The organism is Massilia sp. ST3, assembly GCF_018119405.1.
Taxonomy (GTDB): Bacteria; Pseudomonadota; Gammaproteobacteria; order Burkholderiales; family Burkholderiaceae_D; genus Telluria.
Genome location: NZ_JAGPWC010000071.1, coordinates 1 through 16775, shown reverse-complemented (window position 1 = coordinate 16775; position 16775 = coordinate 1). Strand labels below are relative to the sequence as shown.

Sequence of the window (16775 nt, the reverse complement as noted above, 5' to 3'; positions counted from 1 at the left end):
GTTCCCGCCTGCGCGGGAATGACGACTCGGGCGCTAGTGGCAAGCCCAGAGACCGTCATTCCCCCCAAGTCCTATGCGTACCTCAAGGCCTCCTTGCACCGCCTATGCGAGCATGACCCGATGCTCCCTCTCGCCACCTACCTGAAACTCACCCGCCTCAGCGCCCTCTACGACATCCTCACCGTCGCCCCCTTCGCCACCCCCTGGACCTTCACCCTGCTCACCACCCAGCTCTCGCACCTCAACGGGTGGCTGGGCGCCCCAGCTTTACCCGCCTTCGCCCCCATCCACACCCTGCTCGCCACCCTGCTCGGCACCCTGGTCCTGCTCTGGTCCCTGTGCCGCCTCACCGGCCCCAGCCTGAAGCTCGGCCGCTACGACGCCACCGGCCGCCTTCTCTTCTCGCTCTGGCTCGCCTGGGCCATGCTGCAGGAAGACCTGCCCGTACTCTGGGTGTTCCTCCTCCCCGAACTGCTGTGGGGCCTGGCGCAGTGGCTGCCTGTGACTCAGTCCATCGGCAGCAGCACCGCGCGCGCCGCCTTCACCAGCGCCGCGCCCATGCGCTCCAGCCGCGGCGGCTGAATGCGCCACGCGTGCCAGTAGAGCGGCACGTCGACGTGCAGCTGCGGCGTCAGGTCGGCCAGTTGCCCCGACGCCAGCAGGGCGGCGCACTGCTCGAGCGGCAGCAGGCCATAGCCCAGCCCCGCGCGGATCGCGCCCACATACGGATCGCTGGCCGGCACATAGTGGAAGGGATAGGCGCCCTCCGGCAGGCCGAAATGCTGCAGCAGGAAGCTGGCCTGCAGCGGATCCTTGCGGTCGAAGACCATCACCGGCGCATGCAGGGCGGCGCTGCGCGAGAAGCCGTCCGGGAACCAGCGCCGCGCGAAGTCCGGCGAGGCCACCAGGCGGTAGCGCATGATGCCCAGCGCGCTGGCGGTGCAGCCGTGCAGCGGTGTGGCTTCGCCCGTCACGCAGGCCACCACCCGGCCCTGTTCCAGCAGGTTGAAGGTGTGGCCCTGGTCGTCTAGCAGGAACTCGACCAGCAGCTGCTCGTCCAGCAGTACCGGCGCCAGCACCGGCAGCAGCCAGGTGGCCAGGGTATCGTTGTTGACCCCGAGCGCCACCCGCACCGGCCCCGGGTCCATGCCCATCTCGGCCAGGAACTCCGATTCCAGCAGGGTCGAACGGCGCAGGTACTGCACCAGGCGCGTGCCCGGCCCGGTGGGGCGGCAGGGACGGCTGCGCACCAGCAGCGGCGTGCCCAGGTCCTGCTCCAAGGCCGAGATCCGCTGCGAGACCGCCGAGGACGTGATGCTCAGCTGGCTCGCGGCCAACTCCAGGCTGCCGCAATCGACGGCGGCAAGAAAGGCGGCGCTGCGGCGCGGGTCGATCTTCATGGTTCAGTTTTGCTTAAGGATGCTTAGATTTCATGAATATAATTGAATCTGTCGCCGCCGGCAGGGATCATGGAGGCCTTTCCCACGGAGGCCATATGTTTTCTCAACAGGTTTTTCTTCAGGGGCTGGGCCTGGGGGCCAGCCTGATCATGGCGATCGGCGCGCAGAACGCGCACGTGATCCGCACCGGCGTGCGCGGCCAGCATGTGCTGCCGGTGGTCGCCACCTGCATCGTCATCGACGTGGTCCTGATCGCCCTCGGCATGGCCGGCCTGGGCGCGCTGGTCGAATCCTCTCCGGTGATGGTGGGCGTGGCGCGCTACGGCGGCGCGGCCTTCCTGGTGTGGTACGGCCTGCGCTGCTTCGCCAGCAGTGCGCGTAGAAGCGACGGCGGCGCGCTCAGCGTCGACGGCCAGCACATGCAAACCCTGGGCAAGGCGCTGGCCACGGTGCTAGCGATCTCCCTGCTCAATCCCCACGTCTACCTCGATACGGTGGTGCTGCTCGGGACCGTGGGCGGCAGTTTCGCCTCCCCCCAGCGCCTGTCCTTCGCCCTGGGCGCGATGACGGCCTCGGTGCTGTGGTTCTCGGCCCTCGGCTTCGGCGCGCGCCGCTGCGCCCCGGTGCTGTCGCGCCCCGCGGTGTGGCGCGGCATCGAGGCCTTCACGGGCAGCCTGATGCTGCTGCTGGCGCTGCTCCTGCTGCGCGCCGGCTGATTCAGCCTCCCAGCATCTGTTGCAGCTTCGCGCTGATGGGACGGCAGCGCTCCGTCACCAGCGCGTGCAGCAGCTTCACCGCCGGGGAGAACTGCTTGCGGTGCGGGCACACCAGGTTCATGGGCGTGGGCTCGCAAGGCACGCCGGGCAGCAGGACCTCCAGCCGCCCCTCCACTACGTCCTGGTGCACGTCGAGCCAGGATTTGTAGGTGATCCCTTCGCCTGCCACCGCCCAGCGCCGTACCACGTCGGCGTCGTCGCTGGCCAGCCCACCTCCCACTTGCACCACCTGGCCGCCATCCGGTCCCGGGAAGCACCAGCGGTCGTGGCTGCGGCCGCGCAGGCGGTAGACCAGGCAGCTGTGGGTGGCCAGGTCGAGCGGCGAGACAGGGCGGCCATGGCGCGCCAGGTAAGAGGGCGCGGCCACCAGCACGCGCCGGTTCTCCGGCGCCACCGGCAGCGCGACGAAGCTGGCGTCCTCGAACCGGCCGTAGCGCAGGGCGATGTCGACGGGATCGCGGAAGATGTCCGCCACCTGGTCCGACAGCAGCAGCTGGATGTCCAGGCCAGGGTGGCTGCGGTGGAACTCCGTGATCCAGGGCAGCAGCAGGTTGCGCCCGAAGTCCGAGGGCGCTGCGATCTGCAGGGTGCCGCTCAGGGCGGCATCCTCGCCGCGCATGCCTTCCCGCCCTTCGCGCAGCGCCTGCAGCGCATCCTGGGCATAGGGCAGGTAGCGCTTGCCTTCATCGGTCAGGCGCAGGCTGCGCGTCGAGCGCGCGAACAGGCGGATGTCGAGTTCGCGCTCCAGGCGCTGGATGGCTGCCGAGGCCTGGCCCGGCAGCAGGTTCACCTCGCGCGCCGCCTGCGAAAAGCTGCCTAGCGCGGCGGAGCGCACGAACAAGGCCAGGTCGTCGAGTCGGATCATGTGCTTCCCTCCAGTGAAAGCGGCGGCGATTTTCACGCCAGCAGTGAAAGTGTAATTCTGCCACGGCAGTGTTTTCCCGGCCGGCGCTTCCCTAGAATCGCCTCCATCCCAACCATACCCACCGGAGAACACCATGAAAGCCATCGTCTACACCCAGCACGGCCTGCCGATCGCGGACCCGAACGCCCTGCAGGATACCGACCTGCCCATGCCCCTGGCCGGCCCGCATGACCTGCTGGTCGAAGTGCGCGCCGTCGCCGTCAATCCGGTCGACACCAAGCTGCGCCGCGGCGTCGCGGTAACCGAACCCCGCGTGCTGGGCTGGGATGCGAGCGGCATCGTGCGCGCCGTCGGTTCCGCAGTGACCCTGTTCGCGCCGGGCGACGAAGTGTTCTATGCGGGTTCGCTCACCCGTCCCGGTTCCTACAGCCAGTTCCAGGCCGTGGACGAACGCATCGTCGGCCGCAAGCCGGCCAACCTGGACTTCGCCCAGGCCGCGGCCCTGCCCCTCACCTCGATCACCGCCTGGGAGCTGCTGTTCGACCGCCTGAAAGTGGCCGAGGGCGGCGGCGAAGGCAAGTCGCTCCTGATCATCGGCGCGGGCGGCGGCGTCGGCTCGATCCTGACCCAGCTGGCGCGCCGGCTAACGAAGCTCACCGTGATCGGCAGCGCCTCGCGCGATGTCACGCGGCAGTGGGTGCGCGAGCTGGGCGCCCACCACACCATCGACCACACCCGCCCCATGGGGCCGCAGCTGGCGGCGCTGGGCCTGGAGAACGTCGACATCGTCATCAGCCTGACCCACACCGACCAGCATTACCCGGACATCGTCGAGATGCTGGCGCCGCAGGGCCAGTTCGCGCTGATCGACGATCCCGCCACCCTGGACGCCATGCCGCTCAAGCGCAAGTCGATCTCGCTGCACTGGGAGCTGATGTTCACGCGCTCGATGTTCCAGACGCCGGACATGATCCGCCAGCACGAGCTGCTGGAGCGCGTGGCGCGGATGGTCGAGCAAGGCGAGTTGACGACGACCCTGAGCGAGCATTTCGGCGCCATCGACGCCGCCAACATGCGCCGCGCGCATGCGCTGGTCGAAAGCGGCAAGGCGCACGGAAAAATCGTGCTCGCCTACGCGTAATGGCAAGATCGCTTACCATTTTCTTTTTGTCCTTAGGATCAAAGCATGGATATTCTGTCGGCCGCCAAGGAGCGCCATACCGCCAAAGCCTACGATGCAAAGCAGCGCATCCCCGAAGAACTGATGCAGAAGGTCTACAGCCTGCTGCGCCACAGCCCCTCGTCGGTCAACTCGCAGCCCTGGCACTTCATCGTCGCCAACACGCCGGAAGGCCGTGCGCGCATCGCCAAGGCGGCGCAAGGCGGCTACTCGTACAACCAGGCCAAGATCGAGGACGCCTCGCACGTGATCGTGCTGTGCTCGCGCATCGACATGGATGAAGCCCACCTGAACAAGCTGCTCGACCAGGAAGAGCGCGACGGCCGCTTCAAGGACGCCGCCGCGCGCGCAGGCCAGGACGCGGGCCGCCGCGGCTACGTTTACCAGCACCGCTTCGGTGGCAAGGACGTGGCGCAGTGGCTCGAGAAGCAGGTCTACCTGGCGCTGGGCACCGCCCTGCTGGGCGCGGCCACGCTGGGCATCGACGCCACGCCGATGGAAGGCTTCGACCAGAAGATCCTCGATGCGGAGTTCGGGCTGAACGAGCAGGGACTGGCCAGCCTGGTGCTGGTGAGCTTCGGGTACTCGTCGGAAAAGGACTTCAATGCGACGCTGCCGAAGTCGCGCTTGTCGGAAGAGATGACGTTTACCTTCATCTGATGGTCGACTGACCGGCCGTTTCGACCGGGCTTATGAACGGCGTGCAGCAATGCACGCCGTTTTTCATTACGTACCCTCAAAACCGTCATACGCGCCACTGACGCGTATGACGGTTTGAAGGTAGTGGAATATGAAAATCGCAGGATAAATCATGTCCTAAATCGAGGGATATACGACCACCAGGCCACACCCCCTCTCCGTAGACTGATCACATCAGCCACCCACACGGAGAACGACCATGCAACTCACCGACAACACCATCCTCATCACCGGCGGCGCCTCGGGCATCGGCCGCGGCCTGGCGGAAGCCTTTCACAAGCTGGGCAACACCGTGATCATCGCCGGCCGCCGCAAGGCCTTGCTGGACGAGGTAACGCAGGCCAATCCCGGCATGCACGCGATCGAACTCGACATCGCCTCGGCGGCCAGCATCCAGCGCGCCGCCGCCCAGCTGACCCGGGATTTCCCGAAGCTGAACGTGTTGATCAACAACGCCGGCATCATGCCCTTCGACGACGCCGCGGGCGAGATCGACGAGGACACCATGCTCGCCACCGTCGGCACCAACCTGCTCGGCCCGATCCGCATGACGTCCGCACTGGTCGGGCACCTCAAGCAGCAGCCGCGCGCCACCATCATCAACAACACCTCGGTGCTCGCCTACGTGCCGCTGGCGGCGACCGCCGTGTATTCGGCCACCAAGGCCGCCCTGCACTCGTACACGCTGTCGCAGCGCTTCATGCTGCGCGATACCTCGGTCAGGCTGCAGGAGATCGCTCCGCCCTGGGTGAACACCGACCTGATCGTCAAGAGCGACGACCCGCGCGCCATGCCGCTCGCCGCCTTCATCGAGCAGACCATGGCCGCGCTGGCCAGCGACAAGGAAGAAGTGGTGGTCGAATCGGCCCTGCCGATGCGCAACAACGCCGGCCCCAACGAGCACGCGCTGGTGAACGAGTTCAACGCCTACATCGCCGCGAACCCGATTCCGGTGCAGTGAACCTAGGCCGGACGCGGCAGGAGCTTCTCCATGAACACCGAGCGGATCCCGATGCCGCTGCGGTGCGGATACAGCTCTTCGCGCACCGAGCGGAAGCCGGCGCGCTCGTAGAAAGGCACCGCGTTGAGCGAGGCGGACAAGAACATGCGCGCCAGCCCGCGCAGCCGCGCCATCGTTTCCAGTTCGCGCAGCAGGCCGAGCGCGATGCCGCGGCCCTGGTGCGCGGGCTCGACGAAGGCTGCATCCACCTCGCCCGTTTCCTGGTTGAGGATGGCGTAGCCGATCAGGAGCCCGTCTTCTTCCGCCACCACGGTGCCGCCCGCCTGCACCAGCAGCGGCAGGGAGACCGGCGGCGCCGCCGCGCACCAGGTCTCGATCACATCCGGCGGATAGTGGGACGCGCAGGTGGCGCGCACCGCGCGGGTGCGCAATTCCCACAGCCGCCCCAGGTCGGCAGCGGTCGCCGTGCGCTGCATCAGCATGCCGTTCTCCTCATCATGGGTCACCCGTGAAGTGTACACGCGGCAGCCGGCCTGGCGTGCGCCCGCCGGCGCCCCGCGGCGGGATAATCCGGGCATCGATTTCCCGGGGAGGCGCGCATGCTGCGACGACGATTCCTGGCGCTGCTGGCCGCCGGCCCCGGCGCGCCGCTGGCGGCGGCCGCACAGGACGCCGTCCTGTGGCAACGCCTGCGCGCCGGCGGCCATGTGCTCCTGATGCGGCACGCCGCCACCGACCTTGGCATCGGCGACCCGCCCGGTTTCGTGCTGGACCGCTGCCACACCCAGCGCAACCTGTCCGAGGCCGGCCGGCGCGACGCGCGCCGCATCGGCGAGGTCTTCCGCAGCCGCGCCATTCCGGTGGGCCAGGTCATGTCGAGCCGCTGGTGCCGCTGCCTGGACACCGCCCGCCTGGCCTTCGGCCGGGTGCAGCCGGCGCCCATGCTCGACTCCATGTTCCGCGAGGAAGACGCCGCCCGGCGCGCCAAGCTGGCCGAGGTGCTGGCCCGCGCCGGCGGCCACGAGGGCAAGGACAACCTGGTGCTGGTGACCCACGACGTCAACATCCGCGCCCTGGTGGGCGAATCCGTGGCGCAGGGCGAGATTGTCGTCACCGATCCTGCCGGCGGCCAGCTCAGGAAACTGGGCGTGCTGCGTGCGCATGAGTGAGCGTCCGGGCGTACAATCGTCGGCGTTGTCCTCAACCGGAGTGTGCCCATGAAACGTCTGTTCCTGCTGGCCACGTTGGTGGCCGCCACCGCTTCCGCCCACCACGGCTGGAGCGAATACAACGCCGATACGCCGCTGCAGCTGTCCGGCACGATCGAGGAAGCCGGCTACATGCAGCCGCACGGCTATGTGCGCCTGAAAACGGCCGACAAGACCTGGCTGGTGGTGCTGGCGCCGCCCTCGCGCATGGAGAACCGCGGCCTGGCCAAGGACATGCTGGCCAAGGGCGGCAAGGCCACCGTCTACGGCTATCCGAACCGCAACAAACCCGAGGAATTACGCGCCGAGCGCATCACCATCGGCGACAAGACCACCGAGTTGCGCTGATGCCATTACAGGACGCGATCGCCTGGGTCGCGTCGACACCGCTGGCGGCCGCCATGCGCGGCCATCCCTGGCTCTACCCGATCGTCGAAACCGGGCACATCGTCGGCTTTGCCGTGCTGGTGGGCGCGGTGGCGATGTTCGACCTGCGCGTGCTGGGGTTCGGCCGCGAGCTGCCGGTACGGGCGCTGGCGCGCCACCTGCTGCCCTGGTCGGTGGGTAGCCTGCTGCTAGTGGTGCCGACCGGGCTGCTGATGTTTTCCACCCAGCCGCTCGACATGCTGGGCAATCCCGTCTTCCTGCTCAAGCTGTCCCTGATCGCCACGGCGGGGCTGAACGCCCTGCTGTTCCACCTGGGCCCCTACCGCCATGCCGGGCGCTGGCAGGATGGCGCCATCCCCGCCTCGGCCAGGCTGCAGGCGGCCCTGTCCCTGCTGCTCTGGATCGCCGTCATCAGCTGCGGGCGGATGCTGGCCTACGTGTGATACAGTCACCTTGCCCTATTCCTGAGCACGCCATGCTGAAACAGTTCACCACCCTTGCCCTCGCCTGCACGCTGGCCGGCGCCGCGCAGGCGGCGATTCCGGTCTACGGATTTGTCGTCAAGAATACCTATCCCCACGATCCGCAGGCCTTCACCCAGGGCCTGTTCTACCGCGACGGCTACCTGTACGAAAGCACCGGCCTGAACGGCCGCTCCTCGATCCGCAAGGTGGAACTCAAGAGCGGTAAGGTGGTCCAGAAGGAAGACCTGCCTTCCGACGTGTTCGGCGAAGGCGCGACGGCGGTCGGCAACCAGCTCATCGGCCTGACCTGGACCTCGCAGGTCGGCTATGTGTTCGACCTGAAAACCTTCAAATTGAAGCAGCGCTTCGACTACGTGGGCGAAGGCTGGGGCCTGGCCAACGACAGCAAGCACCTGTACATGAGCGACGGCAGCTCCTTCATCCGCATCCTCGACCCCAGGACCATGAAGGAAGTGCGCCGCATCCAGGTGACGGCCGACGGCCTGCCGCTCGAGCAGCTCAACGAGCTCGAAGTGGTGGAGGGCGAGCTGTATTCGAACATCTGGGGCACCGACGTCATCGCCCGCATCGACAAGGACAGCGGCAAGGTGGTCGGCTGGATCAACCTTACCGGCCTGCTGCCGAAGGAGCAGCGCGGCACCAGCACCCCTGATGCCGTGCTCAACGGCATCGCCTGGGACGCCAAGAGCCGGCGCCTGTTCGTCACCGGCAAGCTGTGGCCCAAGCTGTTCGAGATCGAGCTGGTGCCCGTCAAGCGCTGACGGGCCGCGGTTCCTAGGCGGTGACGTCGATGACCACCTTGCCGAAGTGCGAACCCGATTCCATGTAGCGGTAGGCCTCCTGCGCCTGACTGAACGGGAACACGCGGTCGATCACGGGATGCACGCCGGTGGTGTCGGCGAAGCGCATCACGTCCTCCAGCATGGTGCGGCTGCCGACATAGATGCCGACCAGGCGCTTGGCCGTGGCCAGTAGCGAGGCCGGGTTCACTTCGCCGCCGAAGCCGCTCACGCCGCCGATGATGGCCACCGTGCCGCCCATCGCCGCCGCCGACACCGAACGGTTCACCGTGCCCTGCCCGCCCACTTCCAGCACCACGTGGGCGCCCCCGTTGTGGGTCAGGTGCAGGACTTCGTCGTGCCACTCGGGAATGCTGCGGTAGTTGATGGTGTGGTGGGCGCCCAGTTCGCGGGCGCGCGCCAGCTTGTCGTCGCTGGACGAGGTGACGATGGTGCGCAGGCCGGCCGCCTTGGCCAGCTGCAGGCCGAGGATGGACACCCCGCCGGTACCCAGCAGCAGCACCGTGTCACCCGGCTTGACGCGGTTGCTCGACACGAAGATCGCGTTCCAGGCCGTCACCGCCGCGCAGGGCATGGTCGCGGCCTCGACGAAGCTCAGTCCCGGCGGAATCTTCGCCAGCGCATCCTCGTGCAGGATCACTTCCTCGGCCAGCATGCCGTCGATGTCGCCCCCCAGGGCGTGGCGGATCTTTTCCGGGCTGGGCGCGCCGTCTTGCCAGAGCGGAAAGAAAGCGCCGGCCACGCGGTCGCCCCGCTGCACCCGGGTCACGCCCGGCCCCGTGGCCAGGACTTCGCCGGCGCCGTCCGAGCAGGGAATGATGGGATCGTCGACGGTGACTAGGTAATTGCCGCTCGCCACCATCAAGTCGCGGTAGTTCAGCGAGACGGCATGCACGCGGATGCGGACCTCGCCCGCTCCCAGCTCGCGGTCCGGATAGTCGACGCATTGCAGCCCGTCGATGTTTGCGCCGGGAAGTATTTGGTAAGCGCGCATCGGTGTTCCTTTCGTTGTTGGATGACTCGATTCCTTAGGGAAGCACTGATTTATTCATGGCGGCGGCCTCGGCCACGAGAAAATGCGCCCAGCGGCGTTGCAAATCCTCGCGACACCACGGGGTATCGCTGCGTTTTGCGCCTTGCCGGGCACATTTTTTCTTGACCGATTCCTGCGCGCCAGAATAAATCAGTGCTTCCCTACATCGGCTTGGCCACCATCAGCCAGAAGATCACGACGAAGGCGATAAAGGCCGGCACCCCGAGCGTGACCCAGATCCGGAAATAGCGCCAGTACAGCGCCGGCAATTCGCCGCCCGCCGCGGCCGCCGCTGCAGCCATGTCGCGCATGCGGATCTGCAGCCACACCACCGGCAGCCAGCAGGCGCCCGCGAGCACGTACAGGGCAATGGACCACATGATCCACTTGCTGTGCAGCGGATAGCCGGCCAGGTGGATCATATAAAAGCCCGTGGCCGGCTGGAGCACGGCCGTGGTGGCGGTGAACAGCCAGTCGGCGACCACCACGTACCTGGCGACCACGGCGATGGCGCGCACGTCGCGGCTGACGTTGGCGAACAGCATGTACCAGGCCGAGCCGATGCCGGTGCCGAACAGGAAGGTCGAGGACAGGATGTGCAGCCATTTCACGACGACGTAGTCCATTATTTCTCCTCGAGTTCGTAGAGCAGCCAGATGCTTGCGAGCATGGGCAGGTTCTTGGTCAGCGGACCATAAGGGTGCAGCAGGAATTCCGGCAGCTTGACCGCGATCACGACCGTATAAAAGCCGATCAGGGCCAGCTGTGCCAGCCACAGCCAGCGCCGCCGCGCCAGGAACAGGATCCCCAGGCCCAGCAGCAGGTCGAAGGTGGCGGCGCCGTACAGCATCAGGGGCTGGAGCGCCTCCGGAATGCCGCTGCGTCCCAGCAGCGCATAGCTGTCCTCGACCGGGTACAGGCCGTAGGACACGAGGGCGGTCAGGAGCCAGACCGCTACGATGCTGTAACGCAAGACCGGCAGCAGCCAGCCGAGCTTGGCGCGGGTGCGCTCCCCGGCCGGATCGGCGATGAACTGCGAGACCGGGCGCGGCGGATGGCCGAGCAGGCGCGTGGTCAGGGCCGGATCGGCCGTGTTGCCGCGGTCCAGCATACTGAGGGCATCCTGGTCCAGCAGCGCGCCGGGCAAGAAGCGCCCCGCCCTGGCCGCCAGCCGCGCCAGCGGGCCCGGCACCGGCAGCACGCGCAGCCGGCCCATCCCCATGGCGCCGCGCAGCGCCGCCAGGTAAGCGGTGAAGGGCATGGCCTGCGGTCCCACCAGGGGCACGCGCATGGCGCCGCCCTGCCCCTCGGGCAGCGGCAGCCGGTCCGCGAGCAGGCCGGCGATGGCGCCCACCAGGTCGTCGATATGGATCGGCTGCACCAGCTGGGGCGCGCTGCCGAAGCGCAGGGTGAAGGGCATGCTGGCCAGGGTGCGGAAGGCGCGCGCACTGGCGCCGTCCGGGCCGTAGACCAGCGAGGGCTGGACGATATAGGCGCGCAGCGGCAGCGCGGCCAGGGTGTCGTCGGCCGCCTTCTTGGACAGGTGGTAGCGCGTTTGCGCCCCCGCGTCGGCGCCCAGGGCGGAGAGCTGGATCACCAGCCGCACCTTAGGCGCGGCGGCGCAGGCGGCGAACAGCGCGCGCGGCGCCTGCGTGTGCAGGCGGTCGAAGGTCTGACTGCCCTGCTCGCGAAAGATGCCGACCGTGTTGATCACGGCGTCGATGCCCGACAAGCGCGCCAGCCAGGTGGATTGTTCGGTATCGTTGGCGAAGTCAGCATGGATGGCGGTCACGCGCGGATCGGTGCTTTCCCGGGGCTTGCGCTGCGCGCAGACGACCTGGTGGCCTGCGGCCAGCAGCGCCCGCAGCAGGTGCTGTCCGATGAAGCCGCTTGCACCCGTCAGCAAGATCCGCATCCATGCTTCCTTTCACTTAGTCAATAAGAGGGTCCCATGCAAAACTCGGCATTACAGCGCGCCCTGGTGTCCGGCACCGCATCCAGCATTCTCTCGACCGTGGCCCTGGCCGCGATGGGCAAGAAGGAAACTGGCAGCGCCTTCGCGCCCACCAATGCGGTCAGCCACTACGTCCATGGCGACAAGGCGGCGCACCGCGACGGCCTGTCGCTGCGCTATACCATTCCCGGCTACCTGATCCACCACGCCAGCGCCACCTTCTGGTCCTTCGTGTTCGAGCGTTTCGCAGGCGGCGTGCTGGACAAGAAAAGCCCGGTCGGCACCCTGACCGCGGCGGCCGCTACCTCGGCGCTGGCCGCCTTCACCGACTACAAGATCACGCCGCGTCCCCTGCAGCCGGGCTACGAGAAGCGCCTGTCGAAGTCCTCGCTGGCCGTGGTCTACGGCGGCTTCGCGCTCGGCCTGGCCGCCGGCGCCATGCTGAGCCGGCGCAGCGCGGCCTACAAAGTCTAGAGCAGAAGGAAAAAACGTGCCGCCCTATGTCTACGCGTTAATAGCGCGTGGCCTTATCGGCGGCATCGACGTGCTCCTGAACCACGAGCTGCTGGCGAAGCTGCCGTCGCGGCCGAACGGCGCGGACGAGGAAAAGATGCACAGCGCGCGCGACCTGGTGATCGAGGGCGACACCCGCGTGCTGCACCTGTTCCTGTTCATGAACCTGGGCGTGGTGGCCACCCTGGCGGGACAGGCGCTGCTGGCGCTGGGGTGGGCGGCGCGGGATGGGGGCCGCCTGGAGGCTGGAGCGCGTGGCGAAGGCGGCTTGAACGCGTCGGCGGCACAGCCGCCGACTCTACGAGGCTTGGATCAGTGGGAGACGGCCTTCTTGCCGCGCATGCGCTGCACGACGGTCACCACCAGCAGCACGGCGGCGCCGATCAGCACGCCGGCCAGGGCGTCGACCACGGTCGGGGCGATGGCGGCCAGCACGCCGCCGATGGCGGGCACGCCTTCCAGCGAGTGCGCCACGCCTTCCGAGAAGTGGTGCAGCGCCGGCAGCGAGTGGGCGACGATGCCGCCGCCGACCATGAACATGGCGGCGGTGCCGACCACGGACAGGAATTTCATCAGCTTGGGTGCCAGCGCCAGCAGCAGCTTGCCCAGGCCTTGCGCGGCGCCGTTCGCCTTGCGGCTCAGGTAGAGGCCGGCGTCGTCCAGCTTGACGATGCCCGCCACCAGGCCGTACACGCCCACCGTCATCGCCAGGGCGATGGCCACCAGCACCGCCACCTGCTGGCCGAAGGGCGCGCCGGCCACGGTGCCCAGCGAAATCACGATGATTTCCGCCGACAGGATGAAGTCGGTGCGGATCGCGCCCTTGATCTTTTCCTTTTCCACCGCGCACACGTCGGCCGCCGGGTCGGACAGGGCCGCCACGTGCTCCGCATGGTGCTGGTCGTCCTCTTCCTTGCTGTGCAGGTATTTATGGGCCAGCTTCTCGAAGCCCTCGTAGCACAGGAAGGCGCCGCCGATCATCAGGAGCGGGGTGATCAGCCAGGGGATGAAGGCCGAGATGGCCAGCGCCGCCGGCACCAGGATCGCCTTGTTCTTGAGCGAACCGATGGCGACCGCCCATACCACCGGCAGTTCACGGTCCGGATTGACGCCGGTCACTTGCTGGGCATTGAGCGCCAGGTCGTCGCCCAGCACGCCAGCCGTTTTCTTGGCGGCGACCTTGCTCATCACCGTTACATCGTCGAGGACGCTCGCTATGTCGTCCAGTAGTGCCAGCAAACTTCCCGCAGCCATCAGTCATGCTCCTATCATGTCAAACTCGCATCATATTAACCGAGGACAGGAGGGCGCTCCCACGGTTCAGCGCGGCTTTTTGCATTCCAGTCCCGAAAATCTGCATCTCGTCGCTTTTGGCAGGCGGCTGGACCCGGGCATACGTATAGTGCAATCAGAGGGCTGCGGTACTGCAGCCTCGTCCAATGAAGGAGATGCCATGAATACCGATTCGACCCTGCCAGCAGCACCGATTCGCCGTAGCCGTCCGCCCAAGCGCAAGACCCGCATCACGATCTACCTCGACGACGAAGTCCTGAAGGAGTTCCGCAACCTGTCCGAACGTTGCGGCACCGGTTACCAGACCCTGATTAATGCCGCCTTGCGCAACCGTCTGGGTGGTCCGGTGATCGAAACCGGCGTGGCATAAGGCTTCCCTTCGGGAGAGCGAGATTACACATAGCAATATTTATGCTAATCTTCCCGCTCTTTTAACCCCGGAGGGACCTATGAAAAAAGGCGAACTGATCGCGGAATTCGCGAAGCGCACCGAGATGTCCGGCGCTGCCGCAAACGAAGCAGTCAACACCATCATCGAGATCATCACCGAGCGCCTGAAAAAAGGCGACACGGTCGGCATCACCGGCTTCGGCACCTTCTCGGTGACCAAGCGCGCCGCACGCAAGGGCCGCAACCCGGCCACCGGCGAAGTGATCAAGATTGCTGCGTCGAAGACCCCGCGCTTCGCTGCCGGCGCCACCCTGAAGGCCGCCGTCAACCCGAAGAAGAAGTAAGCACGACCCCAACGGCTCGCGCCGCGGCCCCGCTTCACGGCGGCTGCGTGCGCTGGCTGGTTTTACCGCTTCCCCGTTTCATCCCTATCTCCTTGTCCCCTTTCCCCTTCGCAGCATGAGCTTCGCTACCTGGATCGCCTTCGTCATTGCCGGTACCCTGATCGCCATTTCGCCTGGTTCCGGCGCGGTGCTGTCGATGTCGCACGGCCTGGCCTACGGCCTCAAGAAAGCCAGCGCCACCGTGCTGGGATTGCAGCTGGGCCTGGTCCTGGTGCTGGTCGTCGCCGGCGCCGGCGTGGGCTCCCTGCTGCTGGCCTCCTCGCTGGCCTTCACGGTCGTCAAGGTGGTCGGCGCGCTCTACCTGATCTACCTCGGCATCGCCCAGTGGCGCGCGGCGCCCGCGAGCGGCCCGATGGCCAGCACGGAAGGCCTGGAAGCCCACCCGTCCTTCGGCAAGCGCGTATTGACGGGCTTCCTGACCAACGCCACCAACCCCAAGGGCATCATCTTCATGGTGGCGGTGCTGCCGCAATTCATTTCGAAGGATGCGCCGCTGCTGACCCAGCTGGCGATCCTGGGCGTGACCATGGTCGCCATCGACTCCATCGTGATGCACGGCTACGCCGCGCTGGCGGCCTCGATGCAGCGCTTCCTGCGCGATCCACGCCACATGCAGCTGCAGAACCGCGTGTTCGGCGCCGTGCTGATGGTGATCGGTTCGATGCTGTTCTTCGTCAAGCGCGGCGGCCAGCCGGCTTGACCGCTTTGTGACGGCGCATGTTTCCGTCACGATCCAGGTGCAACTTTCTGTAACCCGTGTTGTCTCTGGAACAGCCCGTGCGTTGTAATCAGGTGGACGTCCCCTGTCCACGCTATTCGCTGGAGCCCGCCATGACCATCCGTTTGACCAAGACCGCCGCCGCGTTCGCCCTGGCGGTGCTATCCACGCTCGCCGTGGCCCAGGACGACCTGCTCGAGACCGAGCCGCCCGGCCGCGTCGGCCGCGTGTCGCTGGCCGAAGGCCGGGTCACCATCAACGGCGAGGTGGGCGAAGCCGCCAGCGACGCCCTGGTCAACTGGCCGGTCACCTCGCGCAACCTGGTCACCACCGCGCCCGGCGCGCGCACCGAGCTGCGCATCGGCTCGACCTCGGTGCGCCTGGACGGCGACAGCTCGCTCGAAGTGACGGAGCTGGACGACGACAGCCTGCGCCTGCGCCTGCACTACGGCAGCGCCAGCGTGCGCATCGTCAGCGAGGACGTGGTGCCCGAGTTCGAACTGATCACGCCGCAGGCGCGGGTGCGCATGCACCGCCCGGGCCGCGTGCGCGTGGACGCCGAGCGCGTGCGCGACACCAGCGTGGTCAGCGTGTTCGACGGCGAAGCCCAGGTCGAGGGCGCCGGCGCCAGCCTGCTGGTGCGCGCCGGCCGCAGCGCCGAGGTGCGCGAGGACGACGTGCGCACCCTGCAGGCGCGGCGCGACGTCTTCGACGACTGGTCGCTTCAGCGCGACAGGCTGCAGGACGGCGCCGTCTCGGCGCGCTATGTCACTACCGACATGACCGGCTACGAGGAACTGGACCGCTACGGCAGCTGGCGCCAGGACCCGGACTACGGCAGCCTGTGGATCCCGAGCGTCGCCGCCGGCTGGGTACCCTACCGCGACGGCCGCTGGACCTGGATCGCGCCCTGGGGCTGGACCTGGGTCGACAACGCGCCCTGGGGCTATGCGCCCTTCCACTACGGACGCTGGGTGCACGTGAAAAACCGCTGGGCCTGGGCGCCCGGCCGCCACCAGCGCCGCCCGGTGTGGGCGCCGGCCCTGGTGGGTTGGATCGGCGGCAACAACTGGAACCTGCACTTCCATTCGCGCCAGCCCCTGCCGGCCCAGGGCTGGTATCCGCTCGGGCCGCACGACCGCTTCGTGCCGGGCTACCGCCTGTCGGACGAGCGCCTGCGCCGCCTGCATGCCTACGGCTGGCGCACCCGCGACCACAAGGGCCCGGACCGCAAGCCGGACTACCGCCAGCGCGGCCTGACCGTGGTGCCGCACGCCCAGTTCGGCCAGCGCGGACCGGTGGTGGTGGCGAACGTGCCGAAGGCGAACAGCCTGCCGCTGGTGGTGCCCGAGCACGCTGCGAGCGCCCCGCCGCCGCCGCTGGGCTGGCGCGACCGGCGCCATGAGCGCGATACCGATTCGGTGCGCGACCGGGTGCGCGACCAGCAGCGCGAGGGGCGCGAGCGCGATGCCCGGCAGGTCAACCTGCGCGACCGCGCCGACCAGGAAAGGCAGGACCGCGAGCGCATTACCCGCGAGCGTATCGAGCGTGAACGTCTGGAACGCGATCGCGACGAGCGCGAGCGCTTTGTGCGCGGCCAGCGTCCGCCCATCCTGTCGACCGATCCATCGCCGGCGCAGCCAGGCGCCGGATTCGCGCAGCCGGGACGCATCGCGACCCCCGCGCCCGCTCCGCTGGTGGCGCCCGTC

21 protein-coding genes are annotated in these 16775 nt (G+C 67.7%); 14 read left to right on the top strand and 7 right to left on the bottom strand.

Annotated elements, in window-relative coordinates:
* The first annotated feature begins 120 nt into the window (after nucleotides 1-120).
* Complete coding sequence (locus tag KBW98_RS19655) at nucleotides 121-582, top strand: hypothetical protein (RefSeq protein ID WP_211521855.1); 462 nt, start codon at nucleotides 121-123, stop codon at nucleotides 580-582.
* On the opposite strand, the gene KBW98_RS19650 is transcribed toward KBW98_RS19655, so the two are convergent.
* Nucleotides 507-1400, bottom strand: coding sequence for a LysR family transcriptional regulator ArgP (locus KBW98_RS19650; RefSeq protein ID WP_211521854.1), 894 nt, complete (start codon nucleotides 1398-1400; stop codon nucleotides 507-509). The genes KBW98_RS19655 and KBW98_RS19650 overlap by 76 nt on opposite strands.
* 95 nt (nucleotides 1401-1495) lie before the next feature.
* On the opposite strand from KBW98_RS19650, the gene KBW98_RS19645 reads away from it, so the two are divergent.
* Nucleotides 1496-2116: a LysE/ArgO family amino acid transporter gene (locus KBW98_RS19645; RefSeq protein WP_229429302.1), complete on the top strand. Its 621-nt coding sequence runs from the start codon at nucleotides 1496-1498 to the stop codon at nucleotides 2114-2116.
* 1 nt (nucleotide 2117) lies between these two features.
* Here KBW98_RS19645 and KBW98_RS19640 read toward each other — a convergent pair whose 3' ends face one another.
* On the bottom strand, nucleotides 2118-3041 hold the full coding sequence (locus KBW98_RS19640) for a LysR family transcriptional regulator (RefSeq protein ID WP_211521853.1): 924 nt from the start codon (nucleotides 3039-3041) through the stop codon (nucleotides 2118-2120).
* Between the two features lie 133 nt (nucleotides 3042-3174).
* On the opposite strand from KBW98_RS19640, the gene KBW98_RS19635 reads away from it, so the two are divergent.
* From KBW98_RS19635 to KBW98_RS19625, 3 genes are all read left to right on the top strand, one after another.
* Nucleotides 3175-4182 carry a zinc-binding alcohol dehydrogenase family protein gene (locus tag KBW98_RS19635; protein WP_211521852.1) on the top strand — a complete coding sequence of 336 codons (1008 nt, stop codon included), beginning with the start codon at nucleotides 3175-3177 and terminating at the stop codon, nucleotides 4180-4182.
* 45 nt (nucleotides 4183-4227) lie between these two features.
* Entirely contained in the window at nucleotides 4228-4881 is a 654-nt protein-coding gene (gene nfsB, locus KBW98_RS19630) for an oxygen-insensitive NAD(P)H nitroreductase (RefSeq protein WP_211521851.1), read from the top strand.
* 238 nt (nucleotides 4882-5119) lie between these two features.
* Entirely contained in the window at nucleotides 5120-5881 is a 762-nt protein-coding gene (locus tag KBW98_RS19625) for an SDR family oxidoreductase (protein ID WP_211521850.1), read from the top strand.
* A gap of 2 nt (nucleotides 5882-5883) precedes the next feature.
* On the opposite strand, the gene KBW98_RS19620 is transcribed toward KBW98_RS19625, so the two are convergent.
* Complete coding sequence (locus KBW98_RS19620; RefSeq protein ID WP_229429301.1) at nucleotides 5884-6459, bottom strand: GNAT family N-acetyltransferase; 576 nt, start codon at nucleotides 6457-6459, stop codon at nucleotides 5884-5886.
* Nucleotides 6460-6480: 21 nt separating this feature from the next.
* Here KBW98_RS19620 and KBW98_RS19615 point away from each other — a divergent pair, with 21 nt between their 5' ends.
* The 4 genes from KBW98_RS19615 to KBW98_RS19600 are packed head-to-tail and all read left to right on the top strand — an operon-like array spanning nucleotide 6481 to nucleotide 8722.
* Nucleotides 6481-7050 (top strand): histidine phosphatase family protein, encoded by a 570-nt coding sequence (locus KBW98_RS19615; RefSeq protein WP_211521849.1) that lies wholly within the window; start codon nucleotides 6481-6483, stop codon nucleotides 7048-7050.
* Between the two features lie 48 nt (nucleotides 7051-7098).
* Complete coding sequence (locus KBW98_RS19610; protein WP_211521848.1) at nucleotides 7099-7437, top strand: DUF6152 family protein; 339 nt, start codon at nucleotides 7099-7101, stop codon at nucleotides 7435-7437.
* A complete protein-coding gene (locus KBW98_RS19605; protein WP_211521847.1) occupies nucleotides 7437-7919 on the top strand; it encodes a DUF6644 family protein in 483 nt (160 codons plus the stop codon). The genes KBW98_RS19610 and KBW98_RS19605 overlap by 1 nt, the downstream gene beginning before the upstream one ends.
* A gap of 32 nt (nucleotides 7920-7951) precedes the next feature.
* Nucleotides 7952-8722, top strand: a complete 771-nt coding sequence (locus tag KBW98_RS19600; RefSeq protein WP_211521846.1) for a glutaminyl-peptide cyclotransferase — start codon at nucleotides 7952-7954, stop codon at nucleotides 8720-8722.
* Between the two features lie 13 nt (nucleotides 8723-8735).
* Here KBW98_RS19600 and KBW98_RS19595 read toward each other — a convergent pair whose 3' ends face one another.
* From KBW98_RS19595 to KBW98_RS19585, 3 genes are all read right to left on the bottom strand, one after another.
* On the bottom strand, nucleotides 8736-9755 hold the full coding sequence (locus KBW98_RS19595; protein ID WP_211521845.1) for an NAD(P)-dependent alcohol dehydrogenase: 1020 nt from the start codon (nucleotides 9753-9755) through the stop codon (nucleotides 8736-8738).
* Nucleotides 9756-9955: 200 nt separating this feature from the next.
* Nucleotides 9956-10420 (bottom strand): DUF2269 domain-containing protein, encoded by a 465-nt coding sequence (locus KBW98_RS19590; RefSeq protein ID WP_211521844.1) that lies wholly within the window; start codon nucleotides 10418-10420, stop codon nucleotides 9956-9958.
* The gene (locus KBW98_RS19585) at nucleotides 10420-11709 is read right to left on the bottom strand and encodes an SDR family oxidoreductase (RefSeq protein ID WP_211521843.1); all 1290 of its coding nucleotides are present in this window, start codon (nucleotides 11707-11709) and stop codon (nucleotides 10420-10422) included. The genes KBW98_RS19590 and KBW98_RS19585 overlap by 1 nt, the downstream gene beginning before the upstream one ends.
* A 36-nt stretch (nucleotides 11710-11745) precedes the next feature.
* Between KBW98_RS19585 and KBW98_RS19580 the strand changes: the two genes are divergently transcribed.
* A complete protein-coding gene (locus KBW98_RS19580) occupies nucleotides 11746-12222 on the top strand; it encodes a hypothetical protein (protein ID WP_211521842.1) in 477 nt (158 codons plus the stop codon).
* A 351-nt stretch (nucleotides 12223-12573) separates the two neighbouring features.
* Here the strand turns inward: KBW98_RS19580 and KBW98_RS19575 are convergent, their stop codons facing one another.
* Nucleotides 12574-13515 (bottom strand): DUF808 domain-containing protein, encoded by a 942-nt coding sequence (locus KBW98_RS19575; RefSeq protein ID WP_211521841.1) that lies wholly within the window; start codon nucleotides 13513-13515, stop codon nucleotides 12574-12576.
* 199 nt (nucleotides 13516-13714) lie between these two features.
* Here KBW98_RS19575 and KBW98_RS19570 point away from each other — a divergent pair, with 199 nt between their 5' ends.
* The 4 genes from KBW98_RS19570 to KBW98_RS19555 form a co-directional block, all read left to right on the top strand.
* Nucleotides 13715-13924: a BrnA antitoxin family protein gene (locus tag KBW98_RS19570; protein WP_211521840.1), complete on the top strand. Its 210-nt coding sequence runs from the start codon at nucleotides 13715-13717 to the stop codon at nucleotides 13922-13924.
* A 79-nt stretch (nucleotides 13925-14003) separates the two neighbouring features.
* Nucleotides 14004-14288, top strand: coding sequence for an HU family DNA-binding protein (locus KBW98_RS19565; RefSeq protein ID WP_211521839.1), 285 nt, complete (start codon nucleotides 14004-14006; stop codon nucleotides 14286-14288).
* Nucleotides 14289-14403: 115 nt separating this feature from the next.
* Nucleotides 14404-15048: a LysE family transporter gene (locus KBW98_RS19560; protein ID WP_211521838.1), complete on the top strand. Its 645-nt coding sequence runs from the start codon at nucleotides 14404-14406 to the stop codon at nucleotides 15046-15048.
* Nucleotides 15049-15179: 131 nt separating this feature from the next.
* Nucleotides 15180-16775: DUF6600 domain-containing protein (locus KBW98_RS19555; protein ID WP_211521837.1), on the top strand; the 1596-nt coding region annotated here is incomplete at its 3' end.

What these genes read in the sequence shown, in the direction of transcription:
- KBW98_RS19565 (WP_211521839.1), top strand. Translation starts at nt 14,004, where the DNA reads ATGAAAAAAGGCGAACTGATCGCGGAATTCGCGAAGCGCACCGAGATG.
- KBW98_RS19650 (WP_211521854.1), bottom strand. Translation starts at nt 1,400, where the DNA reads ATGAAGATCGACCCGCGCCGCAGCGCCGCCTTTCTTGCCGCCGTCGAT.
- KBW98_RS19570 (WP_211521840.1), top strand. Translation starts at nt 13,715, where the DNA reads ATGAATACCGATTCGACCCTGCCAGCAGCACCGATTCGCCGTAGCCGT.
- KBW98_RS19640 (WP_211521853.1), bottom strand. Translation starts at nt 3,041, where the DNA reads ATGATCCGACTCGACGACCTGGCCTTGTTCGTGCGCTCCGCCGCGCTA.
- KBW98_RS19600 (WP_211521846.1), top strand. Translation starts at nt 7,952, where the DNA reads ATGCTGAAACAGTTCACCACCCTTGCCCTCGCCTGCACGCTGGCCGGC.
- KBW98_RS19595 (WP_211521845.1), bottom strand. Translation starts at nt 9,755, where the DNA reads ATGCGCGCTTACCAAATACTTCCCGGCGCAAACATCGACGGGCTGCAA.
- KBW98_RS19585 (WP_211521843.1), bottom strand. Translation starts at nt 11,709, where the DNA reads ATGCGGATCTTGCTGACGGGTGCAAGCGGCTTCATCGGACAGCACCTG.
- KBW98_RS19645 (WP_229429302.1), top strand. Translation starts at nt 1,496, where the DNA reads ATGTTTTCTCAACAGGTTTTTCTTCAGGGGCTGGGCCTGGGGGCCAGC.
- KBW98_RS19560 (WP_211521838.1), top strand. Translation starts at nt 14,404, where the DNA reads ATGAGCTTCGCTACCTGGATCGCCTTCGTCATTGCCGGTACCCTGATC.
- KBW98_RS19625 (WP_211521850.1), top strand. Translation starts at nt 5,120, where the DNA reads ATGCAACTCACCGACAACACCATCCTCATCACCGGCGGCGCCTCGGGC.
- KBW98_RS19605 (WP_211521847.1), top strand. Translation starts at nt 7,437, where the DNA reads ATGCCATTACAGGACGCGATCGCCTGGGTCGCGTCGACACCGCTGGCG.
- KBW98_RS19580 (WP_211521842.1), top strand. Translation starts at nt 11,746, where the DNA reads ATGCAAAACTCGGCATTACAGCGCGCCCTGGTGTCCGGCACCGCATCC.
- KBW98_RS19590 (WP_211521844.1), bottom strand. Translation starts at nt 10,420, where the DNA reads ATGGACTACGTCGTCGTGAAATGGCTGCACATCCTGTCCTCGACCTTC.
- KBW98_RS19575 (WP_211521841.1), bottom strand. Translation starts at nt 13,515, where the DNA reads ATGGCTGCGGGAAGTTTGCTGGCACTACTGGACGACATAGCGAGCGTC.
- KBW98_RS19610 (WP_211521848.1), top strand. Translation starts at nt 7,099, where the DNA reads ATGAAACGTCTGTTCCTGCTGGCCACGTTGGTGGCCGCCACCGCTTCC.
- KBW98_RS19615 (WP_211521849.1), top strand. Translation starts at nt 6,481, where the DNA reads ATGCTGCGACGACGATTCCTGGCGCTGCTGGCCGCCGGCCCCGGCGCG.
- KBW98_RS19620 (WP_229429301.1), bottom strand. Translation starts at nt 6,459, where the DNA reads ATGCCCGGATTATCCCGCCGCGGGGCGCCGGCGGGCGCACGCCAGGCC.
- KBW98_RS19655 (WP_211521855.1), top strand. Translation starts at nt 121, where the DNA reads ATGCTCCCTCTCGCCACCTACCTGAAACTCACCCGCCTCAGCGCCCTC.
- nfsB (WP_211521851.1), top strand. Translation starts at nt 4,228, where the DNA reads ATGGATATTCTGTCGGCCGCCAAGGAGCGCCATACCGCCAAAGCCTAC.
- KBW98_RS19635 (WP_211521852.1), top strand. Translation starts at nt 3,175, where the DNA reads ATGAAAGCCATCGTCTACACCCAGCACGGCCTGCCGATCGCGGACCCG.